The sequence below is a fragment of the Streptomyces sp. SudanB182_2057 genome, from assembly GCF_964272715.1.
GTDB classification, from domain to species: Bacteria; Actinomycetota; Actinomycetes; order Streptomycetales; family Streptomycetaceae; genus Streptomyces; species Streptomyces rubradiris.
Genome location: NZ_OZ186798.1, coordinates 2,879,536 through 2,896,562 on the forward strand (window position 1 = coordinate 2,879,536; position 17,027 = coordinate 2,896,562).

The window sequence follows — 17,027 nt, forward strand, 5'->3', positions numbered from 1 at the left end:
CGTTGGAGAAGCTGACCAGGGGACGGATGGGACCGCGCAGTGCGGGGCTACGAGAGCCAGGAGCGAGAGCCGGCGGCTGACGTCGACCACCTCTCTCGGTTCGAGGCCGAGATGAAGCGGCTGAGGACCGAGCGGGAGAAGGCGATCCAGCACGCCGAGGACCTCGGCTACCAGGTCGAGGTGCTGCGCGCCAAGCTGCACGAGGCGCGCCGCACGCTCATGACCCGGCCCGCCTACGACGGCGGCGACATCGGTTACCAGGCCGAGCAGTTGCTCCGTAACGCCCAGATGCAGGCCGAGCAGCTGCGCCAGGACGCCGAGCGGGAGCTGAGCCAGGCCCGCGCGCAGACCCAGCGCATCCTCCAGGAGCACGCCGAGCAGGCCGCCCGGCTCCAGGCGGAACTGCACCAGGAGGCGGTGACCCGGCGCCAGCAGCTCGACCAGGAGCTGGCCGAGCGCCGCGCCACCGTCGAGTCGCACGTCAACGAGAACGTGGCGTGGGCGGAGCAGTTGCGCGCCCGCACCGAGCAGCAGGCCCGCCGGCTGCTGGAGGAGTCCCGCGCGGAGGCCGAGCAGGCGATGGCCGCCGCCCGCGCGGAGGCCGAGCGGCTGACCCGGGAGGCCCGGGAACGGCTGCGCGACGAGGCCGAGTCCGCCCGCGCCGAGGCCGACCAGATCCTGCGCCGGGCCCGCGCGGACGCCGAGCGGCTGCTGAACGCGGCCTCCACGCAGGCGCAGGAGGCCACCGAGCACGCCGAGCGGCTGCGCACCACCACGGTCACCGAGTCGGACGCGGCCCGCCGGCAGGCCGCCGAGCTGAGCCGGGCCGCCGAGGAGCGGATGGCGGCGGCCGAGGAGGCGCTGCGCAAGGCGCAGGCCGAGGCCGAGAAGGTGGTCACCGAGGCGAAGGAGGCCGCCGCCAAGGCGCTGGCGGGCGCCGAGGCCGCCAACGAGACGCGTACGCGCACCGCCAAGGAGCAGGTCGCCCGGCTGGTCGAGGAGGCCACCAAGGAGGCCGAGCACACCCGGTCCGAGGCCGAACAGCTGGTCGCGGACGCCCGCGCCGAGGCCGAGAAGCTCGTCGCCGAGGCCGCCGAGAAGGCCCGCACGATCACCGCGGAGGAGACGGCCACCCAGCTGTCCAAGGCGGCCAAGACCGCCGAGGACGTGCTCAACAAGGCGTCGGAGGACGCCCGGAAGACCACCCGGGCCGCCGCCGAGGAGGCCGAGCGGATCCGTTCGGAGGCCGAGGCGGAGGCGGACCGGCTGCGGGCCGAGGCGCACGACATCGCCGAGCAGCTCAAGGGCGCGGCCAAGGACGACACCAAGGAGTACCGGGCCAAGACGGTCGAACTCCAGGAGGAGGCGCGCCGGCTGCGCGGCGAGGCGGAGCAGCTGCGCGCCGACGCGGTCGCCGAGGGCGAGTCGATCCGTGCCGAGGCCCGTCGGGAGGCCGTCGCCAAGATCGAGGAGGCGGCCAAGTCCGCCGAGGAGCTGCTGGGCAAGGCCAAGGCGGACGCCGAGGAGCTGCGGCAGACCGCGACGGCCGACAGCGAGAAGGTCCGCGCCGAGGCCGCCGAGCGCGCCACCGCGCTGCGCCGGCAGGCCGAGGAGGCCCTGGAGCGCGCCCGCGAGGAGGCCGAGCGGCTGCGCGCCGAGGCCGCCGAGCAGGCCGAGGCGGCCCGGACGGACGCCGAGAAGGCCGCGCGGGAGCTGCGCGAGGAGACCGAGAAGGCGGTCGAGGCCCGCCGGGCGGAGACCGCCGAGGAGCTGTCCCGGCTGCAGGCCGAGGCGCAGGAGCGGCTGACGTCGGCCGAGCGGGCGCTGACCGAGGCCCGCGAGGAGGCCGCCCGGGTCCGCCGGGAGAGCGCCGAGGAGGCCGAGCGGCTGCGCGCGGAGTCCGCCGAGCGGATCCGTACGCTCCAGGAGCAGGCCGAGGCCGAGGCCGAACGGCTGCGCACCGAGGCCGCCTCCGACGCGTCCACCTCCCGTGCCGAGGGCGAGGCCGTCGCCGTACGGCTGCGGTCGGAGGCCGCCGCGGAGGCCGAGCGGCTGAAGACGGAGGCGCAGGACACCGCGGACCGGGTGCGCGCGGAGGCGCAGGCCGCCGCCGAGCGGCTGGCCGCCGAGGCGTCCGAGACGCTGGCCGCCGCGCAGGAGGAGGCCGCCCGGCGCCGCCGCGAGGCCGAGGAGCTGCTCGGTGCCGCCCGCGAGGAGGCCGGCCAGGAGCGGCAGCGGGCCCGGGAGCAGAGCGAGGAGCTGCTGGCCGCCGCCCGCAAGCGGGTCGAGGAGGCGCAGGCCGAGGCGACCCGGCTGGTGGAGGAGGCCGACCGGCGGGCCGGCGAGATGGTCACCGCCGCCGAGCAGCACGCCCAGCAGGTCCGGGACTCCGTCGCCGGGCTGCACGAGCAGGCGCAGGAGGAGATCGCCGGGCTGCGCTCGGCCGCCGAGCACGCGGCGGACCGTACCCGGCGGGAGGCCGAGGAGGAGGCGGACCGGGTCCGCTCCGACGCCTACGCCGAGCGGGAGCGGGCCGGCGAGGACGCCGCCCGGGTGCGGCGCGAGGCGCACGAGGAGTCGGAGGCCGCGAAGGCGCTGGCCGAGCGGACGACGGCGGAGGCGATCGCCGAGGCCGAGCGGCTGCGCGCGGACGCGGGCGAGTACGCGCAGCGGGTGCGCACCGAGGCGTCGGACGCGCTCGCCGAGGCGGACCAGGCGGCGGCCCGTACCCGGGCGGACGCCCGCGAGGACGCCAACCGCATCCGCTCCGACGCAGCCACCCAGGCCGACACCCTCATCACCGAGGCCCGCAAGGAAGCCGAACTCCTCCAGACCGAGACCGCCGCCGAGGCCGAACGGGTGCGCACCGAGGCGGCCACGGAGGCCGAGCGGCTGCGCGGCGAGGCCGCGGCCGAGGCGGAGCGGGTCCGCACCGAGGCGTCCGAGACGCTCACCGAGGCCAACGAGGCGGCGGCCCGTACCCGGGCGGACGCCCGCGAGGACGCCAACCGCATCCGCTCCGACGCAGCCACCCAGGCCGACACCCTCATCACCGAGGCCCGCAAGGAAGCCGAACTCCTCCAGACCGAGACCGCCGCCGAGGCCGAGCGGGTGCGCACGGAGGCGCTGACCGAGGCGGACCGGGTGCGCGCGGAGGCCGTCGCGAACGCCGAGCAGCTGATCGGGGACGCCACGGGCGAGGCCGAGCGGCTGCGCGCGGAGGCCGCCGAGACGGTCGGTTCCGCGCAGGCGCACGCCGAGCGGGTGCGGGCGGAGGCCGAGCGGACGAAGACGGACGCGCGGGCCGAGGCCGAACGGCTCGTCAACTCCGCGCGCGAGGAGGCCGAGCGGACCCTGGACGAGGCCCGCAAGGACGCAAACAAGCGGCGTTCGGAGGCGGCCGAGCAGGTCGACAAGCTCATCACGGAGACCACGGCGGAGGCCGACAAGCTGCTCGCCGAGGCGCAGGCGCAGGCCCTGAAGACCACGGCGGATGCCGAGGCGCAGGCCGACACGATGGTGGGCGCGGCCCGCAGCGAGGCCGAGCGGATCGTCACCGAGGCGACCATCGAGGGCAACTCGCTGGTGGAGAAGGCCCGTACGGACGCCGACGAGCTGCTGGTCGGCGCGCGCCGGGACGCCACCGCGATAAGGGAGCGCGCGGAGGAGCTGCAGAGCCGGGTCACCACCGAGATCGAGGAGCTGCACGAGCGGGCCCGCCGCGAGGCGGCCGAGACGATGAAGTCCACCGGTGACCGCTGCGACGCGCTCATCAAGGCCGCCGAGGAGCAGCTGGCGAAGGCCGAGGCGAAGGCCAAGGAGCTGGTGTCGGAGGCCGGTTCCGAGGCGGGCAAGGTGCGGATCGCCGCCGTGAAGAAGGCGGAGGGCCTGCTCAAGGAGGCCGAGCAGAAGAAGGCGCGGCTGGTCAAGGAGGCCGAGGAGCTGAAGGCCGAGGCGGTCCGCGAGGCACGGCGTACGGTGGAAGAGGCGGAGGAACTGAAGGCGGAGGCGGTCCGCGAGACGCGGCGCACCGTCGACGAGGGCAAGCGGGAACTGGAGATCCTGATGCGCCGACGCGAGGACATCAACGCCGAGATCTCCCGGGTGCAGGACGTCCTGGAGGCGCTGGGGTCCCTCGAGGCGCCCGCGCCCGGGAAGGACGGCGGGGTCAAGGCGGGTGCCGCCGTGGGCGCCCCCCGATCGGGTGGCAAGACGTCAGAGAGCTAGCGGACAGGGGGCGTTGTGGTGTCTTCTGGGTGCTTTGCCCGGCTCCGTGGCAAGCGGTCCGCCGGCCGGCCACCCGAAAGAGGTGCCATTCTCCAGATCAAAACCGTATCCGCTCGATGACACACCGCTGTGGCCCCTAGGATTCCTTTTATCACCTCACTCACCGGTCTCATTCGACAGGAACCCCATGAGCGACACTTCCCCCTACGGCTTCGAGCTTGTGCGGCGTGGATACGACCGCGCTCAGGTGGACGAACGCATCTCCAAGCTCGTCTCCGACCGTGACAGCGCTCTCGCCCGGATCACCGCCCTGGAGAAGCGCATCGAGGAGTTGCACCTCGAAACGCAGAACGCCCAGGCCCAGATCACCGACGCCGAGCCGTCGTACGCGGGTCTCGGCGCGCGGGTCGAGAAGATCCTGCGGCTGGCCGAGGAAGAGGCCAAGGAGCTGCGTGAGGAGGCCCGCCGGGCGGCCGAGCAGCACCGCGACCTCGCCGAGTCGGCGGCCCAGCAGGTCCGCAACGACGCCGAGGCGTACGCGGCCGAGCGCAAGGCCAAGGCCGAGGACGAGGGCGTCCGGATCGTCGAGAAGGCCAAGGCCGACGCGGCCCAGCTGCGTGCCGAGGCGCAGAAGGACGCGCAGTCCAAGCGGGAGGAGGCGGACGCCCTCTTCGAGGAGACCCGCGCCAAGGCCGCGCAGGCAGCCGCCGACTTCGAGACCAACCTGGCCAAGCGGCGCGAGCAGTCCGAGCGGGACCTGGCCTCGCGCCAGCAGAAGGCCGAGAAGCGGCTCGCCGAGATCGAGCACCGGGCCGAGCAGCTGCGCCTGGAGGCGGAGAAGCTGCGCACCGACGCCGAGCGCCGGGCCCGGCAGACCGTGGAGACCGCCCAGCGGCAGGCCGAGGACATCGTGGCCGACGCCAACGCCAAGGCGGACCGGATCCGCTCGGAGTCCGAGCGGGAGCTGGCGGCGCTCACCAACCGCCGCGACAGCATCAACGCCCAGCTGACGAACGTCCGCGAGATGCTCGCCACGCTGACCGGCGCCGCGGTGGCCGCGGCCGGCACGTCCAGCGACGACGAGCCGATCTCCCGGAGCGTTCCGGCGCAGCAGTCCCGGTAGCCGTCACACACGGCCGACACGGTGAAGGGGCGGCGGGCCCGGTCCCGCCGCCCCTTCACCGTGTCCGCCTCCCCGAATGCCGGGAGCCGGGTGATCCACGGGGCTTGCGGCTTTACTCTCTCTTGGGCGGAACCGTCAGCGCCTGGATATCCTCCTAACCCTTACGGGGGCGTGTGCCCCGCCTTCCTGAACCTTTTCGATGGGTGCGGAGCATGATCGAGGCTGTCGGCCTGACCAAGCGCTACGGCGACAAGACCGCCGTGTACAACCTTTCCTTCCAGGTACGGCCAGGAGCCGTGACCGGCTTCCTCGGGCCGAACGGCTCGGGCAAGTCCACGACGATGCGGATGATCCTCGGGCTGGACAACCCCACGTCCGGGTCGGTCACCATCGGCGGCTATCCGTACCGCAAGCTGCCCAACGCACCCCGGCAGGTCGGCGCGCTGCTCGACGCCAAGGCCGTGCACGGCGGCCGGTCCGCCCGCAACCACCTGCTGAGCCTCGCCCAGCTGTCGGGCATCCCGGCCCGCCGCGTGGACGAGGTGCTCGGCGTGGTCGGCCTCCAGGACGTGGCGAAGAAGCGCTCCAAGGGCTTCTCGCTCGGCATGGGCCAGCGCCTCGGCATCGCCGCCGCGCTGCTCGGCGACCCGCAGGTGCTGCTCTTCGACGAGCCGGTCAACGGCCTCGACCCCGAGGGCATCCTCTGGGTCCGCAACCTGATGAAGGCGCTGGCGGCGGAGGGCCGTACGGTCTTCGTCTCCTCCCACCTGATGAGCGAGATGGCGCTGACCGCCGACCACCTCATCGTGATCGGGCGCGGGCAGCTGCTCGCCGACATGAGCGTGACGGACTTCATCTCCGCGAACTCCGCCGACTTCGCGCGCGTGCGCACCCCCGACACCGAGCCGCAGCTGCGGGAGAAGCTCGCCGCCGCGCTCGCCGAGGCGGGCGGCCACGTGCTGCCCGAGCAGGACGGCGCGCTGCGCGTGACCGGGCTGCCGCTGCCGCGCATCAGCGACCTCGCGCACGAGGCGGGCGTCCGGCTGTGGGAGCTGTCCCCGCACCAGGCCTCGCTGGAGGAGGCGTACATGCGGATGACCCAGGCCGCCGTGGACTACCGCTCGACCGTGGACCAGAAGGCGGGCCTCCAGCAGCCGCTGCCGCCCGGCGCCCAGCCGCCCGTGCCGGTCCCCGGCCAGGGCCAGCCCGGCTGGTACGCCCCACCGCCGCCGCAGCAGGGCGGCCAGCCCTTCGCGATGGCCCCGGGCGGCCCGTACGGCGGCGCGCCGGGCAACGGTCAGGGCGCCCCGGCGCCCGGCTACGGCGGCGCGGGCGCGGCGCCCGGTACGGCCAACCCCTACGCCCAGCCGGCCCCTGCGGCCCAGCCCGCGGCCCATCCCGCGGCCCCGGCCCAGGCGGCCCCGGCGCAGCCGGCCGCCCCGGCTCCTTCGGCCGCCCCGGTCGCGCAGGACCAGCCGACGCTGCTGACCAAGCCGGCCGCCCCGCAGGCCCCCGCGGCCCCGCCCGCGCCGCAGCAGGCGCCCGCCGCTCCCCCGGCCCCCGCCACGAGCCCGGCCGCCGCTTCCGGCGCGGCCCCGGCTCCCGGCCCGGCCGACACCCCCGCCTCCGCCGCCCCGACGACCCAGCCCGAGGACGCCCGATGAGCACCCCCCAGCCCCCGATGCCGCAGGCCCCGGCCGCCGCGCCCGAGTGGCAGGCGCCTGGTGGGTCGTACGCCGGTTACACCTCGCCCATCCCGGTCGTGCGCACCCACCTCGGGCACGCGCTGGCCTCCGAGTGGACGAAGATCAGGTCGGTGCGCTCCACGATGTGGACGCTCGGCGTGTTCGTGCTGCTCGTCGTCGGCATCGGTCTCGCCGCCGGCGCGCTGGTCGCGGCCAACTCCAGCTCCGCCGACATGGACGGCGAGAACCCGCTGACGCTCGGCTTCTTCGGCCTGCTGCTCGGCTCCATCTGCATCATCACGCTCGGCGTGCTGACCACGGCCTCCGAGTACGGCACGGGCATGATCCGCACGACGATGACCGCGTGCCCCAGCCGGGCCCGGGTGCTCGCCGCCAAGTCGATCGTGTTCTTCGCCGTCGCCTTCGTGTTCACCCTGGTCGCGTCCGCCTTCGTGGCGATGGTCCAGGTGTCCATGCTGGAGGACGCCGGGGCCCGCACCCCGAGCGGCTCGGAGTGGTTCAAGGCCACCGTCGGCATCAGCCTCTACATCGCGCTGCTCGGCCTGCTCTCGCTGCTCATCGGCTCGGTCATCCGGCACTCCGCGGGCGCCATCACCATCATGATCGGCGTGGTGCTGGCACCGCTGGTGATCGCGATGTTCATGGTCGCGCAGTCGATGGAGAAGCTGCGCGACTGGCTGTTCGAGTACTCGATCCCGAACCAGCTGAGCGTCTTCTACGCCAGTTCCCTGACCGACTCCGGCCCGTCCGGCTGGGACCCGCTGTGGATCATGCTGGGCCTGACGGCGGCGGTGTACGCGGGCACGTACGCGCTGCTGCGGAGCCGGGACGTGTGAGCCGTACGGCTCAGAACCTCGGCGCGTTACGGGACCGCTGCACCCGCGTGGTGCGGCGGTCCTTCGCGTTCCAGCAGGCCTTGTGCCAGTGCCGGCGGTCGTCGACGCCCGCGTACTCGGGCCAGGCCACCACGTGCGGGACGCCGGAGGGGATGACCTGGTCGCAGCCCGGGCAGCGGTAGGTCTTGCCCTGCGCGCTCGCCCCGGCGACGTGCCGCACGCTCCAGTCCTCGCCCTGCCAGTTCTCGGTGGACTGCCAGCCGCCGTACCGGCCCGCAGGGTCGTCCTCGGCGCTCCGGCCCGACGATCCGGCTGCCTTCGGTCGGTTGCGACGCGGGGACACGGGACACCTCTCGGGGCTATACAGGAAGCACGGGCGCCATCCAGCCTACGCGGCGCCGAGCGGGGTACGGGTACGGAACCAACCCCCACAAGTCCCCCTCCTGGGCGACCTATTCTGCAGACAATCGGCAAATCTCCCTGCGGGACCGTGTCCTTGGCACGTGTCAGACGGTTATGCCGGGTGGGGGAGCTCCGGGTCGGAGCCAAGGAAGCAGGAATGCGATGCGCGTAGGAACTTTTGTGCTGGCCGCCCAGTTCCCCGGCCAGGGTCCGGGAGAGGCGCTGCACCGGGCGGTCCGCTCGGCGGAGGTCGCCGAGCAGGCCGGGCTGGACGCCGTATGGCTGGCCGAGCACCACTTCGTGCCCTACGGCACATGCCCCTCGGCGGTCACCCTGGCCGCGCTGCTGCTGGGCCGCACCCACCGCATCCGGGTCGGCACGGCGGTCAGCGTCCTGCCCACCGCGCACCCGGTCGCCCTCGGCGAGCAGGCCGCGCTGCTCCACGTCACCAGCGGCGGACGGTTCACGCTGGGCGTCGGGCGCGGCGGCCCCTGGGTGGACCTGGAGGTGTTCGGCGCGGGCCTGAAGGCGTACGAACACGGGTTCCCGGAGTCACTCGATCTGCTGCTGCGCTGGCTGCGCGAACCGGCGGTGGCGGCCGACGGCGAGCGGTACTCCTTCCGCGAGGTGCCGGTCGTACCCCGCCCGTCGGACGTCCTGACCGACGCCCCCGGCCCGGAGGTCGTGCTGGCCTGCACCTCGCCGGCGAGCGTGCGGCTGGCCGCCGAGCGCGGGCTGCCGATGCTGCTCGGCATGCACGTCGGGGACGAGGAGAAGGCCGAGATGGTCGCCCTGTGGCGGGACCTCGCCCGTGCGGCGGGCCGGCCGGCCGAGGAGATCGCGGGCGCCGCCCATGTCTCGGCAGGCGTCTGCCAGCTCGCCGACCGGCGCAGCGACGCGGCCGAAACCCTGCTGAAGGCGATGCCGGGCTGGCTGCGGCAGGGGCTCGCGGCCCATATGACGGTGGACGGACGGGAGCGCGTGATGCGCGACCCGCACGCCTACACCGAACTGCTCTGCGGGCTGCATCCCGTGGGCACCCCGCGGCTCGCCGCCGACCGGCTCGCGGCCACCTCGGAGCGCACCGGTATCTCCCGCTTCGCCCTCATGGTCGAGGGCTCGGGCCAGCTCGCGGCCACCGAGGAGAACCTGCGGCGGCTCGGCTCGGAGGTACTGCCCCAACTGCGCTGACGGCGCCGTGCGCCCCGTACCGCGCCGGTCTCCCGGACAGCCGGTCCCGGTCCCCGGGGCCCCGCCGGCCGTCCCCGGCGCGGCACCGCCCGGCGGCTTGCCGCCCCGACGACGCATGCACCTCCCGCGGGGTGGAGCGGCAAGCCGACCGCTTCGGCGACCCGGTCCCGGCCGTACCCGGCCGCGTCAGCAGTCCCGGAGCTCCGGGGACTGGTTCAGCAGCTGGGCGCGCACCGACGTGAAGCGGGCCAGCCTCTCGTCCACCGAGGCGTCCAGCGGGAACACCGCCACACGGTGGCAGTTCTGGAAGGCCAGCCGCACACCGAAGTGCCGCTGCAGCGCGCCGCGTATCGCGTCACTCGCGAGCGCGCGCAGCAGCTGACCACGCGCCTGCTCGTCCGGCGGGGGCGTCTGGTTGTCGGCGAAGGGTCCGCCGTCCACCTTCAGCTGGGCCACCAGGGAGCTGATCATCTCCCATGCGTAGGGCAGGGAGGTCCGGACGCAGTCGACGAATGCTGCTTCGTCGACCTCGCCTCGCTCGGCCTGTTCGAGTAGGGCCGGTGAGACGTCGAGCGACATGGGTTCTCCTCTCGCACCCCCGAAGCGCAGGGGTTGGCGGACAGATGGGGGAGTTCGCGATTTCGAACACGCTCGGTACAGAGGCCGCAACCTCCCGTTCCCTACGGTAGGCAACGGTCGGTGACCACACCAGCAGAATGCGTATATGGAACGGTCGGCTCATGCTCACTATCGGCCAGGGATGAACAAGAGGTTCCAGGGACAATTGGGACGTTCCACAGGGAGCGGGATGGGCGGATCGCGTGCACCGGCGCGCGTCGAGTAGCGTTGCCGACCATGCGTCTCGTCATTGCCCGATGCTCGGTCGACTACGCCGGCCGGCTCACCGCCCATCTGCCCTCGGCACCGCGACTGATCCTGGTCAAGGCGGACGGCAGCGTCTCCATCCACGCCGACGACCGGGCCTACAAGCCGCTCAACTGGATGTCGCCGCCCTGCACGCTGAAGGAGGGCACCGGCGAGGAGGCCGGGGTGTGGACCGTCGTCAACAAGGCGGGCGAGAAACTGATCATCACGATGGAGGAGGTCCTCCACGACTCCTCGCACGAACTCGGCGTGGACCCGGGCCTGATCAAGGACGGCGTGGAAGCACACCTCCAGGAACTGCTCGCCGACCGCATCGAGACCCTGGGCGAGGGGTACACCCTGATCCGCCGCGAGTACATGACCGCGATCGGTCCGGTGGACATCCTGTGCCGGGACGCCGACGGCCGGACGGTGGCGGTGGAGATCAAGCGGCGGGGCGAGATCGACGGCGTCGAACAGCTCACCCGTTACCTGGACCTGCTGAACCGCGATCCGCATCTGGCGCCGGTCCGCGGTGTCTTCGCCGCGCAGGAGATCAAGCCCCAGGCCCGCGTCCTCGCCACCGACCGCGGCATCGACTGCCACATCCTGGACTACGACGCCCTCCGGGGCATCGAGGACGACAAGCTCCGCCTGTTCTGACGGGTCGTCGGCGCCCTTCGCGGGCGTACCGCTTCGCCCGTCGCCCACCGCACGCCTCCCGGTCCGCCGTCGGGAGGCGTGCGTCGCCGTCGTGGGGTCAGATCACCGGGGTGGTCGTGGACGGGCCCGGCTGGGTCGCCGAGGCGGTGGTGGCGCCGGTGGAGCCGGAGGTCGTCGTGCCGGTGGTGTCGCCGGACGTGGTGCCGCCGGTGTCGGTGGTGCCGCCCGTCGTCCCGCCCGCGGACGTGCCGTCCGTCGAGCCGCCGGTGGTCTCCCCCGTCGTACCGGTGGTGCCGCCCGTCTCGGTGCCCGTCGTACCGCCCGTGGACGAGCCGTCCGTCGAGCCGCCGGTCGTCGTGCCGCCCGTCGGCGTACCCCCCGTGGAGCCGGTGGAGTCTCCGCCGCCGCTCCCGGTAGAGCCGCCGGGCGTGCCGCCCGTCGTACCGCCCGTGGACGAACCGCCCGACCCGCCCGACCCGCCGGGCCTCGGCGATGTCGACGGCGAACCGGGGGACGTGCCGGGCCGGGACGGCTCGCCGCTCTCCGAGGGGCGGAACGTGGCCCTCGGCGGCGCGGGGTCGTCGGCCGTGCCGTACGTGCCGTCCGGACCCGGTGACGTGGGCCGGCCGCCGACCGCGCCGGTGTCCCCGGTGTCCGCCGGCGCCACGCCCGGGTCCCCGTCGTCCACCCCGGGGCTCGCCGACGGATTGGCGTCGACCTTGCTTCCCGGGTCCTGGCCGGCGCTGCCGGAGGACGTCATGCCGAGCGTGACGACCGTACCGAGCACGGCCGCGAGCAGGGCCCCGGCACCGGCCGCCACCAGGTTGCGCCGGGCCAGCCGCCGCAGGCCGCCGCCCCGCGCCGCTGTCCGCGCCGCGGGTTCCGCCACCGGCGGGGCCACCGGCCGCGGCACGGGCTGGGTCAGCTGCCGGGTGAACCGGGTCTCGCCCGGGGCGCCGTAGGGCGCCGGCGCCGGCTCGTCCCGGCGCGCCTCCGCCGGCTCCTCGCGCACCGGAACGGACGGCGGCGGCCCGGACGGCCCCGGCGCCGACCGCCCCGGTACGTCGCCGGCGCGGTCGGCGAGCAGCGCCAGTGCCCGGCGGCCGGCCACCGCGCCCCGCTTGTCCGCGAGCGCACCGCGCAGCCCGCTCGACGCCTCCAGCTCCGCACGGGCCCGGCCGAACTGCCCGGAGCACAGCGCGAGGATGCCCAACTCGTGGTGGAAGTAGGCTTGTTCGGCCACCTCGCCGCTCAGCCGGGCGGCCTCCGCGCCGGACCGCAGGGCCCGTTCCCAGGCGCTCCAGTGCGGTCCCGCGGCGAAGGCGGGCGCCGCCGTACGCGCCAGCCGTACCGCGCCGCCCTCGTCGTCGTCGGCGGCGGACGACGACGCGCGCGGGACGACGGCGGCCAGCGCGGCCAGCAGCGCGTCGGCCTCCGCGCACACCCGTTCCGGGGTGACCGAGGGATGCCCGGCCCACCAGGCGTAGTGCCGGGCGGCGGTGAGGGCGTGCCCGGCCGCGTCGTCGGCGTATCCGGCGGCCTCCAGCTGGGTCCGCACACCGGCAGCGAGCCGGTAGCGGGAGCCGACCGGGGAGACCAGCCCGCAGCTCACCAACTCACCGATGGCCGCGTCGGCGTGGGTGTCGCCGACCAGGGCGGGCAGGTGCGCCTGGTGCGGCAGTTCGCCGCCGAGGGCCACCGCGAAGCGCAGGGCGGCCCGGGCGGAGGGGCTGAGCCGGGAGGCGAGCAGCGGGGCGGGCGCCGCCGCCTCGCCGAGGGAGGGCAGCGGTACCTCCTCCCCCGGCTCCACCGGCTCCACCGACGGTTCGGCGGGCAGGCGTACGTCCTCGAAGACCCCGTACTCGTCCACCGCGCCGGTGCTGGCCCGCAGTCGGTCGCGCTGCCGGAGCAGGGCACCGGCCTGCACGAAGCGCAGCGGCAGCCCCTCGGACTCGAACCACAGGTCGCCGGCCCAGTTGACCTCTTCCTCGGTGAGCGCCCGGCCGGCGGTCCGCTCCAGGACCGCCAGTCCGGCGGCCCGGTCGAGACCGCCGAGGAAGACCTCCTCCACGTCCGCCTCGGCGGAGGGCGCGGGCACGTCGGGCGTGACGGCGAACAGGAACGCGCACTCGGGGGTGGCGTCGAGCAGTTCGTCCAGGGCGGCGCCGCCGAACTCCAGGTCGTCCACGACGACGACCGCGCCGATCTCCCCGACGAGCGTGCGGAGTTCTTCCGGATCGGGACGGTAGCCGGGGGCGTCGTGGACGGTGTGGAACAGGTCGTGCAGCAGGTCGCCGGGCGCCCGGCGGAAGCCGTTCAGCCGGACCACGCCGTCGGGGGCGAGGTCGCGGCAGTCCTCGGCGACCGCGTCGAGCAGCGCGGTGCGGCCGGAGCCGGCCGGGCCGGTGAGGCGGACGGAGCGCCCGCGGGCCAGGAGCCGGGCCAGGCGCTCGCGTTCCTCCTGACGCTCCGGCACCTCGGGCGCGGCGGGGGCGGCGCCGGCCGGGGCGGGCGGACGGGCGGCGCGCTCGACCTCGGCACGCTCGACGGCGGTGCGCTTGGTGGCCCGGCCGGGGCGCTCGGCCGGCGGGCACGGCTCGATCTCGCTGCCGTCGACCGGATTGACGGTCAGCTGGAGGTCGCCGCAGACCAGCCGTTCCATGCGGGCGGGCGCGGGTGCGGCCGGGGCGAGGTCGGAGGCGAGGGGATCCCGGGACGGGCGGCGGTGGTGCGCCTGGCCGTGGTCCTCGGGTCCCGGGTTGATCGGGTCCATGGGTTCAAGCTCCCCAAAAGCGTCGTGTGCCCGTGTTGTGGCCCTCCCGGCCTCGTCGCACACCGCGCTGTCGCTTCTGGTCCGGGCCCGCTCGGTCGAGGGTCGCGAGACGGCGGGCGACCGCACCTTAAACCGTCACCGGGTCCGGGCGACAGGGCAGGGTGCCCCGCGGTCCGAGACGTCACGGTCTCGGGAGGATTGCCCCCGTCGTACGGTTCGGCGGTCGCGCCCGGTCCGGCCGGATCCCGCCCGGTGGCGCCGGGTCCCCGCGGGTGCCTCACACCCGGGGCAGCGACTCCACGCCGATGCCGCCCTCGATGGCGAGGATGCGGTGCAGCCGGGTGGCCACCAGCAGGCGCTGCATCTGCGGGGGCACGCCCCGCAGCACCAGCCGGCGCCCGCAGCGGCCGGCCCGCCGGTGGGCACCCATGATCACGCCGAGTCCGGTGGCGTCCCAGGAATCCAGTTCGGACAGGTCGAGCACCAGGTCGCCGACTCCGGTGTCGACGGCCGAGTGCAGGGCCGTACGGGCGTCCGCCGCGCTGCGGACGTCGAGGCGGCCCCCGACGACCAGCTCGGCGTGGTCGCCCCTGATGTGCATATGCGCTCCCCGTTGAGTGCGGTTGGCGTCTGTGTGACGGATGCTGTGCCCCGTCTGACTGTGCGGGTGGCGGTGCGGTTGCTGCTTGTCGGCGAACCGATACCGAATTCACCCCCGGGAGTGATACTCCCGGGGACTGTGTGGCGGGGTGGGGCTCAGTACTTGTAGAAGCCCTGCCCGCTCTTGCGGCCGATGTCACCGGCGTCCACCATCCGGCGCATCAGCTCCGGCGGGGCGAACTTCTCGTCCTGGGACTCGGTGTAGATGTTGCTCGTGGCGTGCAGCAGGATGTCCACGCCGGTGAGGTCGGCGGTGGCGAGCGGGCCCATGGCGTGGCCGAAGCCCAGCTTGCAGGCGAGGTCGATGTCCTCGGCGGTGGCGACGCCGGACTCGTAGAGCTTGGTCGCCTCCACCACGAGGGCGGAGATCAGCCGGGTGGTGACGAAGCCGGCCACGTCGCGGTTGACGACGATGCAGGTCTTGCCGACGGACTCGGCGAACTCCCGGGCGGTGGCGAGGGTCTCGTCGCTGGTCTTGTAGCCGCGGACCAGCTCGACAAGCCGCATCATCGGCACCGGCGAGAAGAAGTGGACGCCGACGACCCGTTCGGGGTGCTCGGTGGCCGCCGCGATCTTGGTGATCGGGATGGCGGAGGTGTTGGAGGCGAGCACGGTGTCCTCGCGCACGAGCTTGTCGAGCGCGCGGAAGATCTCGTGCTTGACCTCCAGCTTCTCGAAGACGGCCTCCACCACGACGTCCGCGTCGGCGGCGGCGTCGAGGTCGGTGGTGGGGGTGATGCGCGCGAGGGCGGCCTCGGCGTCCTCGGCGGCCAGCTTGCCCTTGGCCACGAACTTGTCGTACGAGGCCCTGATGCCGTCGGTGCCGCGCCGCAGCGCCTCGTCGGTGACGTCCCGCAGCACGACGTCCCAGCCCGCCTGCGCGGAGACCTGAGCGATACCGGATCCCATGAGCCCGGCCCCGATGACGGCAAGCTTCCGTGCCACTCCGACTCCCCTTTGAACGCCCTGAACGTCTGCCTCTCCGGCGGACCATAGCGCTCCGGAGGCGCCGTGTGACCGGTAAGTAACGCGCGTCACGTCTCAATTGACGGACATCACACCGGCAGGGGTCAGGCCGCGCCTCGGACGGCGTAGTTGAGGACCTTCTCGCTCAACAGGTCCTCGATGTCGTCCATCAGGACGAGTACCTCTCGTGACACTTCGGCCGGTTTGCGGCCGGCGACCATCTCGCGGCCGATGGTGACGAAGACGGCCTGGTGGACCCAGCAGATCTGACCGGCCATCAGATCCGGCAGCGGGTCGTCGGGGGCGGCGCCGGTCTCCTCGCGCAGGGCCGTCTCCAGGATGTCGTGGGTCTCCTGTTGCAGGCTCCACAACCGCGAACGCAGCGCCGGGGCCTCGTGGATGACCCGCATGAAGCGGTCGTAGCCCGCCATCAGGCCGACCCGGGGCGAGACGGCCTCGACCTCCGAGCGCAGTTCGCGCAGGACGGCGCGCGCGGCGGACTCCCCCACGTCCCGGCCGCGGACCCAGCGGGCGAGCCGGTCGGCCACGCCGGCCGAGCGGTCGAAGAAGAGGTCCTCCTTGGCGGGGAAGTAGTTGTAGACGGTGTTGACGGACACGTTCGCCGCCTCGGCGATCTCCGCGACGGTCACCGCCTCGAAGCCGCGCTCCAGGAACAGCCCCGTGGCGACATCCGAGATGTACTGCCGGGTCTGCCTCTTCTTCCGCTCCCTGAGCCCCTCAGCCATGCCCTCATCCTAGCTTCACTGGCCTCACTGAAAGTTTGGGGTCATTGCAAATTTTCAGGGACTCTGTTTTTCTGGGGGCATGGCAGCAGTCATCAGCACGGCGGGCCTGGCCCGCACCTTCCAGACGAAATCCGGCCCCGTCGAGGCCGTCCGCGGCATCGACCTCACCGTCCACGAGGGCGAGATCCTCGGCTTCCTCGGCCCCAACGGCGCCGGCAAGACGACCACCCTGCGGATGCTCACCACCCTGCTGAAGCCGACCGGCGGCGCGGCCACCGTGGCCGGCCGCGACCTCGTGGCCGACCCCGCCGGGGTGCGCCGGGTCAGCGGCTACGTCGCCCAGTCCGGCGGGGTCGACCCGCAGATCACCGTGCGGGAGGAACTGGTCACCCAGGGCCGGCTGTACCGCCTGCCGAAGGCGCGGGCCGTCGCCCGCGCCGCCGAACTGGCCGCCGAGCTGGACCTCACCGAGTTCCTGGACCGCAAGACCGGCGCGCTCTCCGGCGGCCAGCGGCGGCGCCTGGACATCGCGATGGCGCTCACCCACGGCCCGACGGTGCTCTTCCTGGACGAGCCGACGACCGGCCTCGACCCCGGCAGCCGCGCCGACCTGTGGGCACTGGTCCGCCGGTTGCGCGACGAGCACGGCACGACCGTCTTCCTGACCACCCACTACCTGGACGAGGCCGACGCCCTCGCCGACCGCCTGGTGATCGTCGACCGGGGCACGGTCGCCGCCGAGGGCACCCCCGGCGCGCTCAAGCTCCGCTACGGCGGCTCGCTCGACGCCACCCTCCAGGACACCTTCCTCGCGATCACCGGCCGCGGCCCCGCCCCGGCCGACACCACTCCCGTCGCCGTCTGAGAGAC

Annotated in this window: 13 protein-coding genes; 7 read left to right on the forward strand and 6 right to left on the reverse strand. The window is 74.0% G+C overall.

Going from position 1 to position 17,027, the window contains the following annotated elements:
* The first annotated feature begins 39 nt into the window (after window positions 1-39).
* From scy to ACSURM_RS12195, 4 genes are all read left to right on the forward strand, one after another.
* The gene (scy, locus tag ACSURM_RS12180; RefSeq protein WP_436955029.1) at window positions 40-4,227 is read left to right on the forward strand and encodes a polarized growth protein Scy; all 4,188 of its coding nucleotides are present in this window, start codon (window positions 40-42) and stop codon (window positions 4,225-4,227) included.
* Window positions 4,228-4,414: 187 nt separating this feature from the next.
* Entirely contained in the window at window positions 4,415-5,350 is a 936-nt protein-coding gene (locus ACSURM_RS12185) for a cellulose-binding protein (protein WP_181796020.1), read from the forward strand.
* 212 nt (window positions 5,351-5,562) lie between these two features.
* Window positions 5,563-7,014 carry an ABC transporter ATP-binding protein gene (locus ACSURM_RS12190; RefSeq protein ID WP_436955030.1) on the forward strand — a complete coding sequence of 484 codons (1,452 nt, stop codon included), beginning with the start codon at window positions 5,563-5,565 and terminating at the stop codon, window positions 7,012-7,014.
* A complete protein-coding gene (locus ACSURM_RS12195; RefSeq protein WP_436955031.1) occupies window positions 7,011-7,892 on the forward strand; it encodes an ABC transporter permease in 882 nt (293 codons plus the stop codon). Before ACSURM_RS12190 ends, ACSURM_RS12195 begins: the two co-directional genes overlap by 4 nt.
* A 10-nt stretch (window positions 7,893-7,902) precedes the next feature.
* Here the strand turns inward: ACSURM_RS12195 and ACSURM_RS12200 are convergent, their stop codons facing one another.
* Window positions 7,903-8,235, reverse strand: a complete 333-nt coding sequence (locus ACSURM_RS12200) for an ATP/GTP-binding protein (protein WP_436955032.1) — start codon at window positions 8,233-8,235, stop codon at window positions 7,903-7,905.
* 221 nt (window positions 8,236-8,456) lie between these two features.
* On the opposite strand from ACSURM_RS12200, the gene ACSURM_RS12205 reads away from it, so the two are divergent.
* Complete coding sequence (locus ACSURM_RS12205) at window positions 8,457-9,485, forward strand: LLM class flavin-dependent oxidoreductase (protein WP_436955033.1); 1,029 nt, start codon at window positions 8,457-8,459, stop codon at window positions 9,483-9,485.
* Window positions 9,486-9,671: 186 nt separating this feature from the next.
* On the opposite strand, the gene ACSURM_RS12210 is transcribed toward ACSURM_RS12205, so the two are convergent.
* Complete coding sequence (locus ACSURM_RS12210; RefSeq protein ID WP_030610147.1) at window positions 9,672-10,064, reverse strand: SCO5389 family protein; 393 nt, start codon at window positions 10,062-10,064, stop codon at window positions 9,672-9,674.
* A 276-nt stretch (window positions 10,065-10,340) separates the two neighbouring features.
* Between ACSURM_RS12210 and nucS the strand changes: the two genes are divergently transcribed.
* Window positions 10,341-11,012 carry an endonuclease NucS gene (gene nucS / locus ACSURM_RS12215; RefSeq protein ID WP_436955034.1) on the forward strand — a complete coding sequence of 224 codons (672 nt, stop codon included), beginning with the start codon at window positions 10,341-10,343 and terminating at the stop codon, window positions 11,010-11,012.
* A gap of 97 nt (window positions 11,013-11,109) precedes the next feature.
* Here the strand turns inward: nucS and ACSURM_RS12220 are convergent, their stop codons facing one another.
* From ACSURM_RS12220 to ACSURM_RS12235, 4 genes are all read right to left on the reverse strand, one after another.
* Window positions 11,110-13,785 (reverse strand): ATP-binding protein, encoded by a 2,676-nt coding sequence (locus tag ACSURM_RS12220; protein WP_436955035.1) that lies wholly within the window; start codon window positions 13,783-13,785, stop codon window positions 11,110-11,112.
* A 277-nt stretch (window positions 13,786-14,062) separates the two neighbouring features.
* The gene (locus ACSURM_RS12225) at window positions 14,063-14,386 is read right to left on the reverse strand and encodes an STAS domain-containing protein (RefSeq protein ID WP_014675024.1); all 324 of its coding nucleotides are present in this window, start codon (window positions 14,384-14,386) and stop codon (window positions 14,063-14,065) included.
* 155 nt (window positions 14,387-14,541) lie between these two features.
* Window positions 14,542-15,390, reverse strand: coding sequence for a 3-hydroxyacyl-CoA dehydrogenase family protein (locus tag ACSURM_RS12230; RefSeq protein ID WP_436955036.1), 849 nt, complete (start codon window positions 15,388-15,390; stop codon window positions 14,542-14,544).
* A 125-nt stretch (window positions 15,391-15,515) separates the two neighbouring features.
* A complete protein-coding gene (locus ACSURM_RS12235; protein WP_436955037.1) occupies window positions 15,516-16,157 on the reverse strand; it encodes a TetR/AcrR family transcriptional regulator in 642 nt (213 codons plus the stop codon).
* A 79-nt stretch (window positions 16,158-16,236) separates the two neighbouring features.
* On the opposite strand from ACSURM_RS12235, the gene ACSURM_RS12240 reads away from it, so the two are divergent.
* Window positions 16,237-17,022 carry an ATP-binding cassette domain-containing protein gene (locus ACSURM_RS12240; protein ID WP_436955038.1) on the forward strand — a complete coding sequence of 262 codons (786 nt, stop codon included), beginning with the start codon at window positions 16,237-16,239 and terminating at the stop codon, window positions 17,020-17,022.
* Window positions 17,023-17,027 lie beyond the last annotated feature (5 nt).